Raw genomic sequence first — 15133 nt, 5'->3', positions numbered from 1 at the left:
AATCGCCAGAATGTCCATCGGGCCGACGATTTTTGGACCCGATGACGGCGGATCGAGCCGATGCCGTGGGCCAGAGAATAGGGGATGCAGGTCGACATGGCGAGGGGCGTCGGGTGGCGGAAGGATCGCTTCGGCGCGGGGCATGACCGACGTATCGCACGATTTGGCCTGAGCGCGCGACACGCGTCGATTGCCAAGGCGCAGCCTATTCGCTAACCGGCCCCCAATTCCCTATTCCTCTGGCCGCGCGCGCGTGAGTCAGGTCCAGCTTTCGGAGCAAATTTCCATGGCCGCCCAATATAGTTTCGTGATGAAGGGTCTGACCAAGACCTATCCCGGCGCGCAAAAGCCCACGCTGAACAACCTCAGTCTGCAATTTTATCCCGATGCCAAGATCGGCATCGTCGGCCCGAACGGCACCGGTAAATCGACCTTGATGAAGATCATGGCCGGCATGGATACCGAATTTTCGGGTGAGGCATGGCCGGGCGAGAATATCAGCGTCGGCTATCTGGCGCAGGAGCCCGAGCTCGACCCGACCAAGACGGTCAAGGAAAACGTCATGGACGGCGTCCGCGGCGTCGCCGACATGATGGAGCGCTTCAACGAGATCAGCACGCTGATGGCCGATCCGCCGGCCGACGCCGATTTCGACGCGTTGATGGAAGAAATGGGCACGCTTCAGGAAAAGATCGACGCTGTCGATGGCTGGACGCTCGACAACCAGCTCGAAATCGCAATGGAGGCCCTGCGCTGCCCGCCGGGCGACTGGAGCGTCGAGAATCTGTCGGGCGGCGAAAAGCGCCGTATCGCGCTGACCCGCCTGCTGCTCGAAAAGCCTTCGATCCTGCTGCTCGACGAACCGACCAACCACCTCGACGCCGAAAGCGTCGCCTGGCTCGAAAAGCATCTGGTCGATTACCCGGGCAACGTCATCCTCGTCACCCACGATCGCTACTTCCTCGACAATGTCGTGAACTGGATCCTCGAGCTCGATCGCGGCCGCTACTTTGTCTACGAAGGCAATTATTCGACCTATCTCGAAAAGAAGGGCAAACGCCTCGAGCAGGAATCGCGCGAAGACGCGGGTCGCCAGAAGGCGATCAAGGACGAGCTGGAGTGGATTCGTCAGTCGCCCAAGGCGCGGCAGGCCAAGTCAAAGGCGCGCATCAAGAGCTTCGATCAGCTGATGGAAGCGCAGGAAAAGCGTATCCCGGGCAAGGCGCAGATCGTCATTCAGGTCCCCGAACGTCTTGGCGGCAAGGTGATCGAGGTCGAGGGCATTTCGAAAGCCTATGGCGACAAATTGCTGTTCGAGGACCTGTCCTTCACGCTGCCGCCGGGCGGCATCGTCGGGGTGATTGGCCCGAACGGTGCCGGTAAATCGACGCTGTTCAAGCTGATTACCGGGCAGGAAACCCCCGATAGCGGCACTGTGAGCATCGGCGACACCGTCCGCCTCGGCTATGTCGACCAGAGCCGCGATGCGCTCGATCCGAACAAGAATGTCTGGGAGGAAATCTCGGGCGGCGCCGAAATGATGAACATCGGCAAGCATGAGATGCAGACCCGTGCCTATGTCGGCGCGTTCAATTTCAAGGGCGTCGACCAGCAGAAGAAGGTCGGCCAGCTGTCAGGCGGTGAGCGCAACCGTGTCCATATGGCCAAGATGCTGAAGCAGGGCGGCAATGTCCTCCTGCTCGACGAACCGACCAACGATCTCGACACCGAAACGCTGGCGGCACTTGAAGAAGCGCTCGAGAATTTCGCTGGCTGCGCCGTGGTTATCAGCCATGACCGCTTCTTCCTCGATCGTCTGGCGACGCATATCCTCGCGTTCGAAGGCGACAGCCACGTCGAATGGTTTGAGGGCAATTTCGAATCCTATGAAGAGGACAAGATTCGCCGCCTTGGCGACGATGCGACGCGTCCGCATGCAACGTCGTACAAGAAGCTCACTCGCTGACCAGTATGGCCGGGGAGGCTGCATCTATATCGGAGCCAATCTCGTCCAGCGCGATCCGTTTGGATGCGGAGGCGCTCAACGCCTTCATGGCGGAGGCCTTCCCGCATTCCGCACCGGGATCGCGGGGGCATGTGGTGTCAGCCGTGCCTGGCCATATTCAGGCGCGGCTCGACCCCAATGAAAAAGCGCTACGCCCCGGTGGCCTGATTTCGGGGCCGACTCAGATGGGTTTTGCCGACATGGCGGCTTATGCGCTCGTCCTCGCTCATATCGGCCCCGTCGCGATGGCGGTGACTAGCGCGCTCAATTATCAGTTCCTGCGCCCATGCCGCCCGGGACCGCTGTTCGCCGACGCGTATATGCTGCGCCTCGGCAAAAGGCTGGCGGTGATGGACATTCGAATCTGGACCGATGATGCCGCCAAGCCTGTCGGTCAGGCCAATGTGACCTATGCAATCCCCTGATATTCCAGCGATGGATACCAGTCTGTGCCGCGCCCGCCGGGCGTGAGGTCGAGGATCGTCCACAGGCTGGCCACATCGGGAGCATCGCGCGGATCCTGTCCCGGGTCGGCCATTTGCGGTGCCATATCGCTTTTCCAGAACAAGCGGATGTCGCTGCCGCTGCGTTTGAAGACCGCAAGCGCAGGATTCTCGGTGCCGTCGGGGTTGAGCAGCGCAAAGTCGCGCGCATAATCGTCGCCGATGGTCTGGATGAAGTCGAGCGCTTGCCATCCGCGTTCCTGCGCAAAGGCCTGTTGCCGCGCAACCGGGCTGCGGCCGACGATTTTGAGCGCGACGCGCTGCTTGATGTCATTCGCATTGCCGTTCACCGCGCCGAGCCAGTTGGTGCACATCGGGCAGGGACGTTCGCGTTCGGGGCCATACATCCAGAAATAGGTGACGAGCACGTCGTGATTGCCGAACAGTTCGGAAAGACTCCGCTCGGAACCGTCGGCATCCTGGAAGCGGTAGTCCGCCATTATCGGTCCCGGCGGAAGCGCGCGGCGCTGCGCGGCCACCCGCGCGATCTTGCGGCGCAGGTCGATCTCTTCGGCAAGCAGGGATTTTCGGGCCTTGGCGTAATTTTCATCTTCGCCGGGAAACGCGCGGCGGCGGGAAGCAAGCGCCGGCGCAGCCGACAGGGTTTGGCGAACAGCCATCAAATTCTCCTTTCGGGGGAGAACGTGTCGTTAACGCCATTGTTGCCGGACCGTTTCACGGTTGCTCGCAACCATGCGTCCGTTGGTCGCGCGGCGTCGGGTTCAGCTGACGGGCGGGAGTTCCCACAGGATCAGCTTGGTGGCGTGAACATCCTCACGCGCCTTTGCGCTGTCGAGCCGGGTCAGTTTGACGCTGCCTTTGAGCGCGCCCATTTCGATCATCGCATCGATGACGACCACGCCGCCCGCGCCAACGTCAATCTCCAGCTCGGCGGGGCGGGCGAGCTTCGCCTTGGCGGTGGCGACATGGATATGATGTACCCCCGGCGCGACGTCGGCGAGCAGCATCTGGCCCGATTTGATCTGGCCTTTTGCCGTGCCGTCGAGAGTCACATCCATGCCCTGCAGCGCCGCGACAAAGCCGCGGCGGGTGACATATATCCGTGCCTTGTCCGCAGGTGCCCGCATTGCGCGGGCCGCGGCGAGCGCTGCCGGATCGGCCTTTGCGCCGCCCTTGTTGCTCGACAGTGCCCAGAAAATGAAGATGATAATGCCGCCGATCAGCAGGACGGCGAGGATCAGCGATTTGTCGGGCGACATCAGACTGGCGAGCGACGGCCCCATCAGGGCGCCGAAAATGGCCGCCGCGAAAATCAGCGTCAGCCACAGCGCATTTTTGCTCATCGCGGGTTCCTATTTCAGGCCGGAGAAAACTCTCCAGTCGCCTCGTCCAATATATGGAGAATTCCATCGTTGATCGCGAAAAAGGCGCCGCGCAGTTTCAACTTTCCGCGCTTTTCCTTCTCCTGAATGCAGGGGAAGGTGCGCAGGTTCGCAATGCTGACGCGCACGGCCGCCATTTCCATCGCGCGCCCGGCGTCGCGGTTGTCGATTTCGCTGTGCGACGCGCGCACTTCGGCGCTCGCATCGTCGAGCATCGCAATCCAGTCGGCAATGAAGCCGCCGCGACCGGGCTCGGCGCCCACCATCGAGCGGTGCAGCGCGGCGTGGCAGCCACCGCACATGCCATGACCCATCACGACGACCTCGTCGACCTTGAGGAACTGGACCGCAAATTCGAGCGCCGCCGAAACGCCGTGGCGCCCCGGCGTCGTTTCGAAAGGAGGCACGAGGGCGGCGACGTTGCGGACGACGAAGATCTCGCCGGGATGTGTGTCGAAAATATCCGCCGGCTCGGAACGGCTGTCGGAACAGGCGATGACCATGACCCGGGGCGATTGGCCCTCGGCCAATTGCTCCCATCGTTCTCGCTGCTGCTTCCAGCCGGTGGCGCGGAAACGGCGATAGCCCTCGATCAGGTCGGCAAAGTGAGTCATGCGCGCGCTTTAGCACAGGATCGCGGGTTGAGAAGAGGCGCGTGCACGACTATGTGGGCGGGATGAACGCTCCCGCCCAGCCTCAGCAGGCCACCGCCACCACACCAAGCCAACGCGCCCGCAAACCCGACTGGATTCGCGTGAAGGCGCCGACCAGTCCCGGCTATGCCGAAACGCGCAAATTGATGCGCGAGCTCAACCTCAACACGGTGTGTGAGGAAGCCGCGTGCCCGAACATTGGCGAATGCTGGACGAAAAAGCATGCGACGGTGATGATCCTGGGCGACACCTGCACCCGAGCCTGCGCCTTTTGCAACGTCAAGACCGGGATGCCGCGCGCGGTTGACCCGCTCGAACCCGAACATACCGCGATTGCCGCAGCAAAGATGGGGCTGAGCCATATCGTGATCACCTCGGTCGATCGCGACGACCTTCCCGACGGCGGCGCGAGCCAGTTTGTGAAAGTCATTCAGGCGTTGCGCCGTGAAACGCCGACGACGACGATCGAAATTCTGACTCCCGACTTTCGCAACAAGCCCGAAAGCGCGATCGCAGCGATCGTCGATGCGCGGCCCGACGTCTATAATCATAACCTCGAGACCGTCCCGCGCCTCTATCCCACGATCCGTCCGGGCGCGCGCTACTATGCGTCGCTCCGCCTGCTCGAAAGCGTCAAGCGCCGCGATCCGTCAATTTTCACCAAGTCGGGCGTGATGCTCGGCCTTGGGGAGGAGCGGATGGAGGTGCATCAGGTGATGGACGATATGCGCAGCGCCGACATCGACTTCATGACGATGGGCCAATATCTCCAGCCGACACCGAAGCATGCGAAGGTGATCGATTTCGTGACCCCGCAGGCGTTCGACGCTTATGCGCAGATCGCGCGCGCCAAGGGGTTCCTGCAAGTCGCTTCGTCGCCCCTGACCCGGTCGAGCTATCACGCCGGCGACGATTTCGAACGCATGCGCGCCGCGCGTGAGGCGAAATTGGCGCGCGCGGCGGGCTGACGCCTTCTTGCCACGGCACCACGAAACCCGCGTCATGCCGTACAGCGACGAACAGATGTTCGCGCTGGTGGCCGATATCGCGCGCTATCCCGAATTTCTGCCGTGGGTGATCGCGCTGCGTCTGCGCAGCGACAACGAGCATGAGGCGGTTGCCGACATGATCGTGGGCTTTAAGGGATTGCGCGAAAGCTTTTCGTGCCGTGTTCACAAACAGCGACCGAGCGAAGTTTCCGTGAGCTATATCGACGGCCCGATGCGCCACCTCAGCAATGAATGGCATTTCGAGCCAGCCGAGGGCGGCGGCTGCCGCGTCGACTTCATGGTCGATTTCTCGTTTCGCAGCCGCATGTTCGAAGCGCTGGCGGGGCAGATGTTCGACAAGGCGCTGCGCAAGATGATCGCAGCGTTCGAGACGCGCGCCGACGAACTTTATGGCGCCGGGAGGGTGATATCCTCCGACGGCCGCAGCGAATCTTTGTCGGGCTGAAGCAGGTCGAGCGCGAACAGCGTGGCATGATGACGGATCGCAGCGCGATCGGTCGATTCGAACTGCACCCGCTGGCTGAAATAATCGTCGGGATCCTGGCCGCGCAATGCACGGGCGAAGACAACCATGCCGACAGGCTTCTTCTCCGAGCCGCCGCCCGGCCCGGCAATCCCCGTGATCGCGACCGCCACATCGGCGTCGCTGTTCGTAAGTGCGCCTGCGGCCATCGCCCAGGCGGTCGCGAGCGAGACTTCGCCAAAGGTTTCGAGAATTTCACTGCTGACGTCTAGCTGCGATTGCTTGGCGTGGCCTGAGTAGGTGATGAAGCCCGCCGAAAACACGTCGGAGCTGCCCGCAATGTCGGTCAGCGCCGCACTGACCATGCCGCCGGTGCAGCTTTCAGCGACGGCAACGCGGCGACCCGCAGCCCGGTTGTTGGCGAGTACGCTCGTGGCAAGATCGTCGCGCGCGGCAAGGCGCGTTTCATCGTTGGACGGCACGGTTCAAATCTCCGGAAGTTGCAGGGTCGCAACGGCCTGCGCAGCGATCCCTTCGCGACGGCCGGTGAAACCCAGCCGTTCTGTCGTTGTGGCCTTCACACTAACCTTTGTCACGGGGATCGCAAGGATTTCCGCGATGCGCGCGCGAATGGCGGGGCGGTGTGGTCCGATCTTCGGCGCTTCGGCGATGATCGTGAGGTCGACATGCTCGATCCGTCCTCCCTGCGATGCCACGCGGTCGGCGGCAAAGGCGAGGAAGCGGTGCGACGCCGCGCCGCGCCATTGAGGATCGCTCGGCGGGAAATGATCGCCGATATCGCCGTCGGCGAGCGCGCCCAGAATCGCGTCGGTCAGGGCATGAAGTGCGACGTCGGCGTCACTATGTCCTTCAAGCCCATGACTATAGGGGATTTCTATGCCGCCGATCCACAGCGGTTTGTCGGCGACAAGCCGATGGACATCATAGCCCATGCCGACAGCTGTTCGTGTCATCGCCTTTGTCCCCAAGAGTGCCGAGAGTATGTCCATATCCTCAGCATATGTCAGTTTGTGGAGCCGGGCTTCGCCTTCAACGGCGGTGACACTCAGGCCCAATCGACGCACGAGTTGCGCATCGTCGGTGGCCGTCGCGCCGTCGGCAGCGGCATGAGCGCGCCGCAATGTCCCCAAATGAAACGCCTGCGGTGTCTGAACCCGCGCCAAGGCGCTGCGATCGACGACTTCACCAGCCTTACTGCCGGCTTGTTCGATCAGCGTGTCGGGCACGGGGAGCGTCGGGATCGCCGCCTTGGCGCCGTCTTGCAAAGCCGCGATCAGCCGGTCGATCACCGCCGCCGTTACGCCTGGGCGTGCGGCGTCATGCACCAGCACCATGGCGTCATCGTCCCAATTCGTCAGGCGGGCGAGGGCGTTCACGACCGATTGCTGGCGTTCGGCTCCTGCGGCGGCATAGGTCCAACCAGCCGGCAAATCGCCGTTTTTTGCTGCGACATCGTTGCTTGCCGCCAGTATGCCGCCCGATATGGCGTCATGCGCAGCAAAGGCTTCGATGCTCCAGCGTAGCACCGGCTTGCCGCCGAGCATCGCAAGTTGCTTGGGGATTTCAAAGCCGGCGCGCGTCCCGAGGCCGCCAGCGAGCAGCAGCACGGCCACACGCGGGGCCGAAGGGATGGCAGACTCGGTCATCGTGCGCGCCGGTTAGCGCAGCCGCGGCTTGCGGGAAAGCCGCTTAACGTGTAGGGGCGCTGCTCATTTTTTAGGCAATTTTCGGAAAGACGCTCGCCATGGCGCCGCTGCGGCCCATTCAGATTGGCAACATCCGCATCGCGGATCCGGTGATCCTCGCGCCGATGACGGGCGTCACCGATCTGCCGTTCCGCAAGATTGTGCGCCATTATGGTTCGGGGCTGAATGTCACGGAAATGATCGCGAGTCAGGCCGCGATCCGGGAAACGCGCCAGTCGATCCAGAAAGCGGCGTGGGATCCGGTCGAAGAGCCGGTGTCGATGCAGCTGGTCGGCTGTACTCCCTATGAAATGGGCGAGGCGGCGAAGCTCAACGAGGACCGCGGCGCGGCAATCATCGACATCAATATGGGTTGCCCGGTGCGCAAGGTCACCAATGGCGACGCCGGATCGGCGCTGATGCGCGACCTCGATCTGGCGGCGGCACTGATCAAGGCCTGCGTCGAAGCGGTGAGCGTGCCCGTGACCGTCAAGATGCGTATGGGCTGGTGCCATGACAGTCTGAACGCGCCGGAACTCGCACATATTGCCGAGGATCTGGGCGCAAAGCTCGTTACTGTCCACGGCCGCACCCGCAACCAGATGTACCGCGGTGAGGCGGACTGGAGCTTCATTCGCAAGGTCAAGGATGCGGTGTCGATTCCGGTGATCGCCAATGGTGATATTTGTTCGGCAGACGATGCCCGCACGGCTCTCGCGCAGAGCGGCGCCGATGGCGTCATGATCGGTCGCGGCGCCTATGGCCGCCCCTGGCTGTTGGGTCAGGTGATGGCGGCGCTGCGCGGCGAGGCCGATCGCCCCAACCCTGGCATTGACGAACAATATGACGTTATCACAACGCACTATCGCGCGATGATCGAACATTATGGAGAGCTGACCGGCGTCAATATGGCGCGCAAGCACCTAGGTTGGTACGTTAAGGGCATCCACGGGTCGGCCGAGTTCCGCAACCGGGTCAACCAGATCCCCGACAGCAAGGCCGTGCTCGCCGCGCTCGAAGAATTTTACGGCCCGGTCCTCAGCAAGGCTGCTGCGTGACCACGCCGACGTCGAGCATCCCGATGTTCGACCATGACGAGTTGATCCAGTCGCATCCCGTTGCAACATTATTGATCGACAAGGGCGGTGTCGTCCTGTTCGTGAACTCCGCCGCCGAACAGCTTTGCAATGTAAGCCGGTCGGCGATGGTCGGGCGCGTCGTCTATGACGTAATCGGCATGGATCGCAGCTATCGCCAGCGGATGAACGATCCCGAAACATCGGCTTTGTTCGCGCACCGTGCTGAAATCACGATCGGCGGGCGGAAATCCATCTTCGTCGACATGCAGATGGTGCCCTATGGCCAAAGCGGCCACCGCATCCTTGCGCTGTTGCCGTCGCAAAGCGAAGCCGAGTTGATGGGCGGCGCGATCGGCCGGTCGGGGCGCGCCGCAGGCGCGGCTGCGTCGATGCTGGCGCATGAAATCAAGAACCCGCTCGCCGGGATCAAGGGCGCGGCGCAGCTCCTCGCGCGCAATGGCGATGCGAACGGCGAACGCTTCACGACATTGATCTGCGCCGAGGTCGATCGCATCACGACGCTGATCGACCAGATGGAGCATTTCTCACGCGGCCAGCCGATCGCCTGCACCCCGATCAACCTCTATCCGCCGATCCATCAGGCGATGGAGGCCGTGCGCGCCCGCCAGCTGCCAGGCATTCGATTTGCAGAGGACTTCGATCCTTCGTTGCCACTGGTCCATGGCAATCATGACGCCATGGTGCAGATTTTGCTCAATTTTGTCACCAATGCCTGCGAAGTGCTGGCAGCTCGCGACGACGGGATAGTACGGATCGCGACCGCCTATCGCCACGGACTGTCGATCGACAATGGCGACGGGCGCGGGCGTATTGCGCTGCCGATCGAGGTCAGCGTCAGCGATAATGGCCCGGGGGTTCCCGCCGACATTCGGGGCGACCTGTTCGATCCGTTCGTGACGACCAAGCGCGACGGGCGGGGGCTTGGCCTTGCGCTTGTCGCCAAGCTGGCCCGCGACATGGGCGGGACGGTCCAGCATATGCGCGACGATGACTGGACGCGCTTTCGCGTTCATCTGCCCGCTGCGCGCGGCTCGGCGGCGAAGGAGTAACCTGGGTGAGCGACGGCAAGACGATCCTGCTGGTCGAGGATGACCCGACGATCACAATGATCATCCGCGAGACGCTGGTCGATGAATGCGCGATCTTCGCTGCGGTCGCGAGCGTTGCCGAGCGGAATGCCTGGCTGGTCGACCACCTTCCCGATCTGATTATCACGGACGTCGTTCTGCCTGACGGCGACGGGATCGATTCATTGCTTGGCGCCGGGGTTGATCCCGACACCCCGGTGATCGTGCTGTCTGCGCAGAACACGCTCGACACAGCAGTGCGTGCGACGGGCATCGGCAGCTATGATTATCTGCCCAAGCCCTTTGACTTGGAAGAACTGACGACCAGCGTGCGCGCTGCGTTGCAACGCGTGCGCGCAGAACCCGCAGCGAAGACCGACCCGGGACAGGCCGATAGCCACGGGCTCGTTGGCCGCGCGCCCGCGATGCAGGCGGTTTATCGCACCATCGCCCGCCTCGCGTCGAACGATCTGGCTGTCCTCATTCTGGGCGAGTCGGGGACGGGCAAGGAGGTCGTCGCGCGGGCGATCCACGCAACAGGGCTCCGGCGGACGGGGCCGTTTGTCGCGATCAATATGGCCGCGATCCCGCGCGAATTGATCGAAGCCGAGTTGTTCGGGCACGAGAAGGGCGCCTTCACCGGCGCACATAGCCGCAACGCAGGGCGCTTCGAGCAGGCCGCTGGCGGCTCTTTGTTCCTCGACGAAATCGGCGACATGCCGCTGGAGGCGCAGACGCGGCTGCTGCGGGTGCTGCAAAGCAACGAATATTCGACCGTAGGTGGCAGTCAGGCGCTGAAGGCCAATGTCCGCGTCATCGCGGCGACCCACCGGGACATGCGCACGCTGGTCGCCGATGGCCGGTTCCGCGAAGATCTTTTCTACCGCCTCAATGTCATTCCCGTCACGCTGCCGCCACTGCGCGATCGCCGCAGCGATATTGCCGCGCTGGTTCGGCACTTTGTCGATGCGGGGCGCCGTTCGGGACTTCCCGATCGTCAGTTCGCGCCTTCCGCGATGCAGTTGCTCGAGCGCCACGACTGGCCGGGCAATGTTCGCGAGCTTGGCAATGTTGTTCAGCGTCTGGCGGTCCTGTCGCGCGATACCATTGTGAGCGCGGGCGACGTGGAGGCCGTGTTGACCGCCAGCGGGGAAGGGGGGCTGCCCCCCGCGCCGGCCGATAGCATCAGTCGCGCCGTCGACGATTGGGCGCGCGAGCAGCTCGCGGGCGCCGAATCCGACGGCGAGATCCACAGTCAGCTCGAGGCTATTGTGGAAGCGGCGCTGTTCCGCCGTATCCTCATCGACGTGCGTGGCAATCAGCTCGAGGCCGCCCGGCGGCTCGGGATCAATCGCAACACGTTGCGCAAGCGGCTTGGTCAGCTCGATATCGACCCCGCCAACCCCTGACAAAGCGGCGCAAGGCGATCGGCCGATCATAATTTGCGCCGATGCGTGACGGAAACGCACTTTGTGTGTTTTCTATGCAACAGGATTGTCGTAACGAAGCAACAATGGCGTCTCTAGCCCCCTTGCCCATTGACCGCGATTCCGATGAGCAGGACGCGCATTCCAATGGCTGGCAGTTCGCTGCGCCGGAATATTATACGCTGGCAGTCATCGTCAGCGTTGCGATCGCGACCTATATTTTCGTTACCGGGGATGCGCAGAGCGAGCGGTTGCTCACGCCGGCGCTGGTTGCAGCCATCATGGTTGCCAATCTCGTTCCCGCCATGGCGTTGATCGTCCTTGTCGGCAGCCGCGTCGCCCGCGCCCGCGCGGTGCGGTCGATGGCCGGGGGCAACGGCCGTCTGCACGTCCGGCTCGTCGCGCTGTTTTCGCTTATCGCTGCTGCGCCCACGCTGTTGGTCGTGATCTTTGCCTCGCTGCTGTTCCAATATGGCGTGGACTTCTGGTTTTCCGACCGGTCGCGTGGCATGTTCGAAAACGCCGCCAGCCTCGCGCAGGGCTATTACCAGGAAAATCAACGCGAAGTCGGCGCCAACACGATCGCCATGGCAAAGGATCTGGGCAGTTTTCTGTCGCGGGTGCCGATCGACGATCCCGATTTCTCGAACTATTATCTTCAGCAGGTGGTCGTCCGGAATCTGAATGAATCGGCCATCATCGAGATTGGCAGCGACGGGGTCGCACGCACGCCGGCGATGATCGATCCCGACAATCGCGCCGCCGAAAGTCGCATTTCGCCGTCGATGGTGAGCCGCCTGGACGCGGGTGAAGCGGTGGTGGTGGCGCGCCAGTCTGACCGGATCGAGGCCGCCACGCGGCTTCCCGGTCCGCGCCGTGCCTATCTTTATGCATCGCGCGACGCCAACGTGCTGGGGCTTCAGCAGTTCGAACGCGCGCGCACCGTGCTTGCCGATTACAACGGGCTGTTTCAGCGGTCGCAGCAATTGCAGTTGCAGTTCAACGGCGCGCTCTATCTCGGCTCGCTCCTGCTTCTGGCGCTTGCTGTCGTCGCAGCGATCGTTGTCGCCGATCGCATCGTCCGTCCGCTTGGCACTTTGATCGGCGCGACGCGTACCGCTGCGGGCGGCGATCTGTCGGTGCGCGTGACCCCGCCCGCCAGTAATGACGAAATCTCTGTGCTGACGCGTGCTTTCAACCGCATGACCGAACAGTTGCAGGGACAGACCGGCGCACTGGTCAACGTGAACGAGCAGCTGGAAGCCCGGCGCAGTTTCATCGAAGCGGTGCTGAGCGGCGTATCCTCGGCGGTCGTTTCGGTCGATACGGATCACCGCATCCTGCTGGTCAACGCGGCGGCAGAGCGGCTGATCGGCCAATCGGCGGAGACGCTGACCGGCCAATCGCTCGCTGACGTTGCACCCGAGCTCGCCCAACTGCTGACCGGTGACGAGCGCGAGGCGATCGTGCAGCTGGCGCGTAAGGATGCAGAACCCGCGACGCTCGCAGCCAAGACGGTTGTGCAGGGAGACGGCTTCGTTCTCAGCTTCGAGGATATCACCCAGCAATTGCTCGACCAGCGCCGTGCCGCCTGGTCCGACGTCGCGCGGCGGATTGCGCACGAAATCAAAAATCCGCTGACGCCGATCCAGCTGGCTGCCGAACGACTGCAGCGGCGCTTCGGCGACAAGGTCGAGGGCGATCAGGCGACCTTCCGCCGCCTGACCGATACGGTGATCCGCCAGGTCCATGATATGCGGCGAATGGTCGACGAATTTTCCAGCTTCGCACGCATGCCCAAGCCTACCTTCGGGGTCGAGGATGTCCGCGACATCTTGCGGCAGGCCGTGTTCCTGTTCGAGGTCGCCAAGCCCGACATCGCGTTCAGCATCAGCATGGCGGACGAAATCGAACCTTTGGTCTGCGACCGCCGACTTTTGTCACAGGCCTTGACGAACATTGTAAAAAATTCGGTAGAAGCCATTGAAGAAAAGCCAAAAAATCCGGATGAAGTGCCAGTCGGCCGTATCCATGCCGAACTGGTTCTGGCATCGGGTGGTGAAATGGTCATCCGCGTTAGCGACGACGGAATCGGCTTGCCCGAAGCACGCGAAGCGATCGCCGAACCCTATATGACGACCCGGCAGGGCGGCACCGGGCTTGGCCTCGCAATCGTGAAGAAGATCGTCGAGCAGCATTATGGCGAACTGGATTTCGCTGACAATCCGACGGGGCAGGGGACATGCGTAACGCTGATCCTGCACCCCGACCGGCTGCGTCCGCTTGCGGGCAAGGGCGGGGATATGACGACAGGACAGATGGAATCCGTACCGGGGCGGATCAGGAACCGGCAGGATAGAGAAGATTATGGCGCTTGATATTTTGATCGTCGACGACGAACGGGACATTTGCGAACTGGTAGCCGGCGTCATGGAGGACGAAGGTTATGAAGCGCGCACGGCGTCCGATAGCGACGCCGCGCTGGAGGCTATTCGTCAGCGGCGCCCTTCTTTGGCGCTGATCGACGTCTGGCTTCAGGGGTCTCGGCTCGACGGGCTGGGGCTGGTGGAGGCGATCAAGGCGTTCGATCCGACCCTGCCGATCATCGTCATCTCGGGGCATGGCGGGATCGACACCGCGGTCGCAGCAATCCGTCGCGGTGCTTTCGACTTTATCGAAAAGCCGTTCGAGGCCGAACGCCTGCTTCACCTCGTCGCCCGCGCTACCGAAAATGAACGGCTGAAATTCGAATATGAACAGTTGCGGGAAAAGTCGGGCCGGTCGGATGAACTCACCGGCACCAGCGCCGCAATCAACAATGTCCGCGCGACGCTGAAGCGCGTCGCCGGCACCGGGAGCCGGGTATTGATTACCGGTGCGCCGGGGGTCGGCAAGGAGGTCGCGGCGCGTGTGTTGCACGGCTGGAGCGGACGACAAAATGCGCCGTTTCGCGTCATTTCGTCAGCGCGCATGGATCCGGAGACGGTCGAGATCGAATTGTTCGGATCGGAAGCCGAGGACGGGTCGATCCGCGTCGGTCTGCTCGAACAGGCACACGGTGGCACCTTGTTCCTCGACGAGGTGGCCGATATGCCGTTGACGACGCAGGGCAAGATATTGCGGGTACTGACCGATCAGAGTTTCAACCGCGTCGGCGGCCGCACGATGATCCGCGTCGATGTGCGCATCATTTCGGGCTCGGCGCGCGACCTTGTTACCGAAATCGCCGAAAACCGGTTCCGCGAGGATCTCTATTACCGGCTCAACGTCGTCCCGGTTCATATCCCGCCGCTGCGCGAGCGCCGCGATGATGTAGCCAGCCTCTGCGATCATTTCATCCGCCGCTATGCCGCCGATCGCCGTGTCCCGCCGCCCGAGGTCAGTTCCGACGCGATGGCGGCGCTGCAGGCGCATGAATGGCCAGGAAATGTGCGCGAACTGCGCAATGTCATAGAGCGCGTGATGATTCTGGCGCCGAGCGACCGGTTGGCGCGGATCGACGCCGACATGCTGCCAGCCGAGCTGGTTCGCGGCGGAACCGATATATTGCCCAACAGCGAATCGATCACTGCCATCCCGCTGAAGGAAGCGCGCGAGAATTTTGAACGCGAATATCTGCGTATTCAGATCAACCGTTTTTCTGGCAATATTTCGCGCACGGCGACCTTTATCGGCATGGAAAGGTCGGCACTGCACCGCAAACTGAAACTTTTGGGGCTTACCGAGAGTTCGGAGGGAGAGGGGTAAAGACTGCCCCTAGACCTGTGACCAGCTTTGTCCCATATTGCTGCCGTCACGAAGATCAAAGACACCGGATCAACCGGAATCGCAATGCGGCTTTGCCGCCAAGAACAGG

14 protein-coding genes are annotated in these 15133 nt (G+C 62.5%); 9 read left to right on the top strand and 5 right to left on the bottom strand.

Annotated features, from left to right (window positions below):
• Positions 1–286: 286 nt before the first annotated feature.
• Both ettA and ACSYDV_RS09760 read left to right on the top strand, forming a co-directional pair.
• Positions 287–1966 (top strand): energy-dependent translational throttle protein EttA, encoded by a 1680-nt coding sequence (gene ettA, locus ACSYDV_RS09765; protein WP_438323599.1) that lies wholly within the window; start codon positions 287–289, stop codon positions 1964–1966.
• A 134-nt stretch (positions 1967–2100) separates the two neighbouring features.
• Positions 2101–2430: a PaaI family thioesterase gene (locus ACSYDV_RS09760; protein ID WP_438323598.1), complete on the top strand. Its 330-nt coding sequence runs from the start codon at positions 2101–2103 to the stop codon at positions 2428–2430.
• Here the strand turns inward: ACSYDV_RS09760 and ACSYDV_RS09755 are convergent.
• From ACSYDV_RS09755 to ACSYDV_RS09745, 3 genes are all read right to left on the bottom strand, one after another.
• The gene (locus ACSYDV_RS09755; RefSeq protein WP_438323597.1) at positions 2415–3128 is read right to left on the bottom strand and encodes a DUF899 family protein; all 714 of its coding nucleotides are present in this window, start codon (positions 3126–3128) and stop codon (positions 2415–2417) included. The two genes, ACSYDV_RS09760 and ACSYDV_RS09755, sit on opposite strands and share 16 nt — an antisense overlap.
• Positions 3129–3230: 102 nt before the next feature.
• A complete protein-coding gene (locus ACSYDV_RS09750; protein WP_438323596.1) occupies positions 3231–3812 on the bottom strand; it encodes a DUF2846 domain-containing protein in 582 nt (193 codons plus the stop codon).
• 14 nt (positions 3813–3826) lie between these two features.
• A complete protein-coding gene (locus tag ACSYDV_RS09745) occupies positions 3827–4465 on the bottom strand; it encodes a carbonic anhydrase (protein ID WP_438323595.1) in 639 nt (212 codons plus the stop codon).
• Between the two features lie 62 nt (positions 4466–4527).
• Here ACSYDV_RS09745 and lipA point away from each other — a divergent pair, with 62 nt between their 5' ends.
• Entirely contained in the window at positions 4528–5472 is a 945-nt protein-coding gene (gene lipA / locus ACSYDV_RS09740) for a lipoyl synthase (RefSeq protein WP_438323664.1), read from the top strand.
• Positions 5473–5479: 7 nt separating this feature from the next.
• The gene (locus ACSYDV_RS09735; RefSeq protein WP_438323594.1) at positions 5480–5959 is read left to right on the top strand and encodes a type II toxin-antitoxin system RatA family toxin; all 480 of its coding nucleotides are present in this window, start codon (positions 5480–5482) and stop codon (positions 5957–5959) included.
• Here the strand turns inward: ACSYDV_RS09735 and ACSYDV_RS09730 are convergent.
• Together ACSYDV_RS09730 and ACSYDV_RS09725 are read right to left on the bottom strand one after the other, a co-directional pair.
• Entirely contained in the window at positions 5902–6459 is a 558-nt protein-coding gene (locus tag ACSYDV_RS09730) for a CinA family protein (RefSeq protein ID WP_438323593.1), read from the bottom strand. The genes ACSYDV_RS09735 and ACSYDV_RS09730 overlap by 58 nt on opposite strands.
• A gap of 3 nt (positions 6460–6462) precedes the next feature.
• Positions 6463–7644, bottom strand: a complete 1182-nt coding sequence (locus ACSYDV_RS09725; RefSeq protein WP_438323592.1) for a bifunctional 2-C-methyl-D-erythritol 4-phosphate cytidylyltransferase/2-C-methyl-D-erythritol 2,4-cyclodiphosphate synthase — start codon at positions 7642–7644, stop codon at positions 6463–6465.
• A gap of 98 nt (positions 7645–7742) precedes the next feature.
• On the opposite strand from ACSYDV_RS09725, the gene dusB reads away from it, so the two are divergent.
• The 5 genes from dusB (at position 7743) to ntrX (ending at position 15024) form a co-directional block, all read left to right on the top strand.
• Positions 7743–8741, top strand: coding sequence for a tRNA dihydrouridine synthase DusB (gene dusB / locus ACSYDV_RS09720; RefSeq protein ID WP_438323591.1), 999 nt, complete (start codon positions 7743–7745; stop codon positions 8739–8741).
• Positions 8738–9832 (top strand): two-component system sensor histidine kinase NtrB, encoded by a 1095-nt coding sequence (locus tag ACSYDV_RS09715; protein WP_438323590.1) that lies wholly within the window; start codon positions 8738–8740, stop codon positions 9830–9832. Before dusB ends, ACSYDV_RS09715 begins: the two co-directional genes overlap by 4 nt.
• A 5-nt stretch (positions 9833–9837) precedes the next feature.
• Positions 9838–11259 carry a sigma 54-interacting transcriptional regulator gene (locus tag ACSYDV_RS09710; RefSeq protein WP_438323589.1) on the top strand — a complete coding sequence of 474 codons (1422 nt, stop codon included), beginning with the start codon at positions 9838–9840 and terminating at the stop codon, positions 11257–11259.
• Between the two features lie 104 nt (positions 11260–11363).
• On the top strand, positions 11364–13655 hold the full coding sequence (locus ACSYDV_RS09705; protein WP_438323588.1) for a sensor histidine kinase: 2292 nt from the start codon (positions 11364–11366) through the stop codon (positions 13653–13655).
• Positions 13645–15024: a nitrogen assimilation response regulator NtrX gene (gene ntrX / locus ACSYDV_RS09700; RefSeq protein ID WP_438323587.1), complete on the top strand. Its 1380-nt coding sequence runs from the start codon at positions 13645–13647 to the stop codon at positions 15022–15024. The genes ACSYDV_RS09705 and ntrX overlap by 11 nt, the downstream gene beginning before the upstream one ends.
• Positions 15025–15133: the final 109 nt, after the last annotated feature.

This window comes from Sphingopyxis selenitireducens, assembly GCF_051550705.1.
Classification (GTDB): domain Bacteria; phylum Pseudomonadota; class Alphaproteobacteria; order Sphingomonadales; family Sphingomonadaceae; genus Sphingopyxis.
This window is presented reverse-complemented; position numbering and strand designations above follow the sequence as displayed.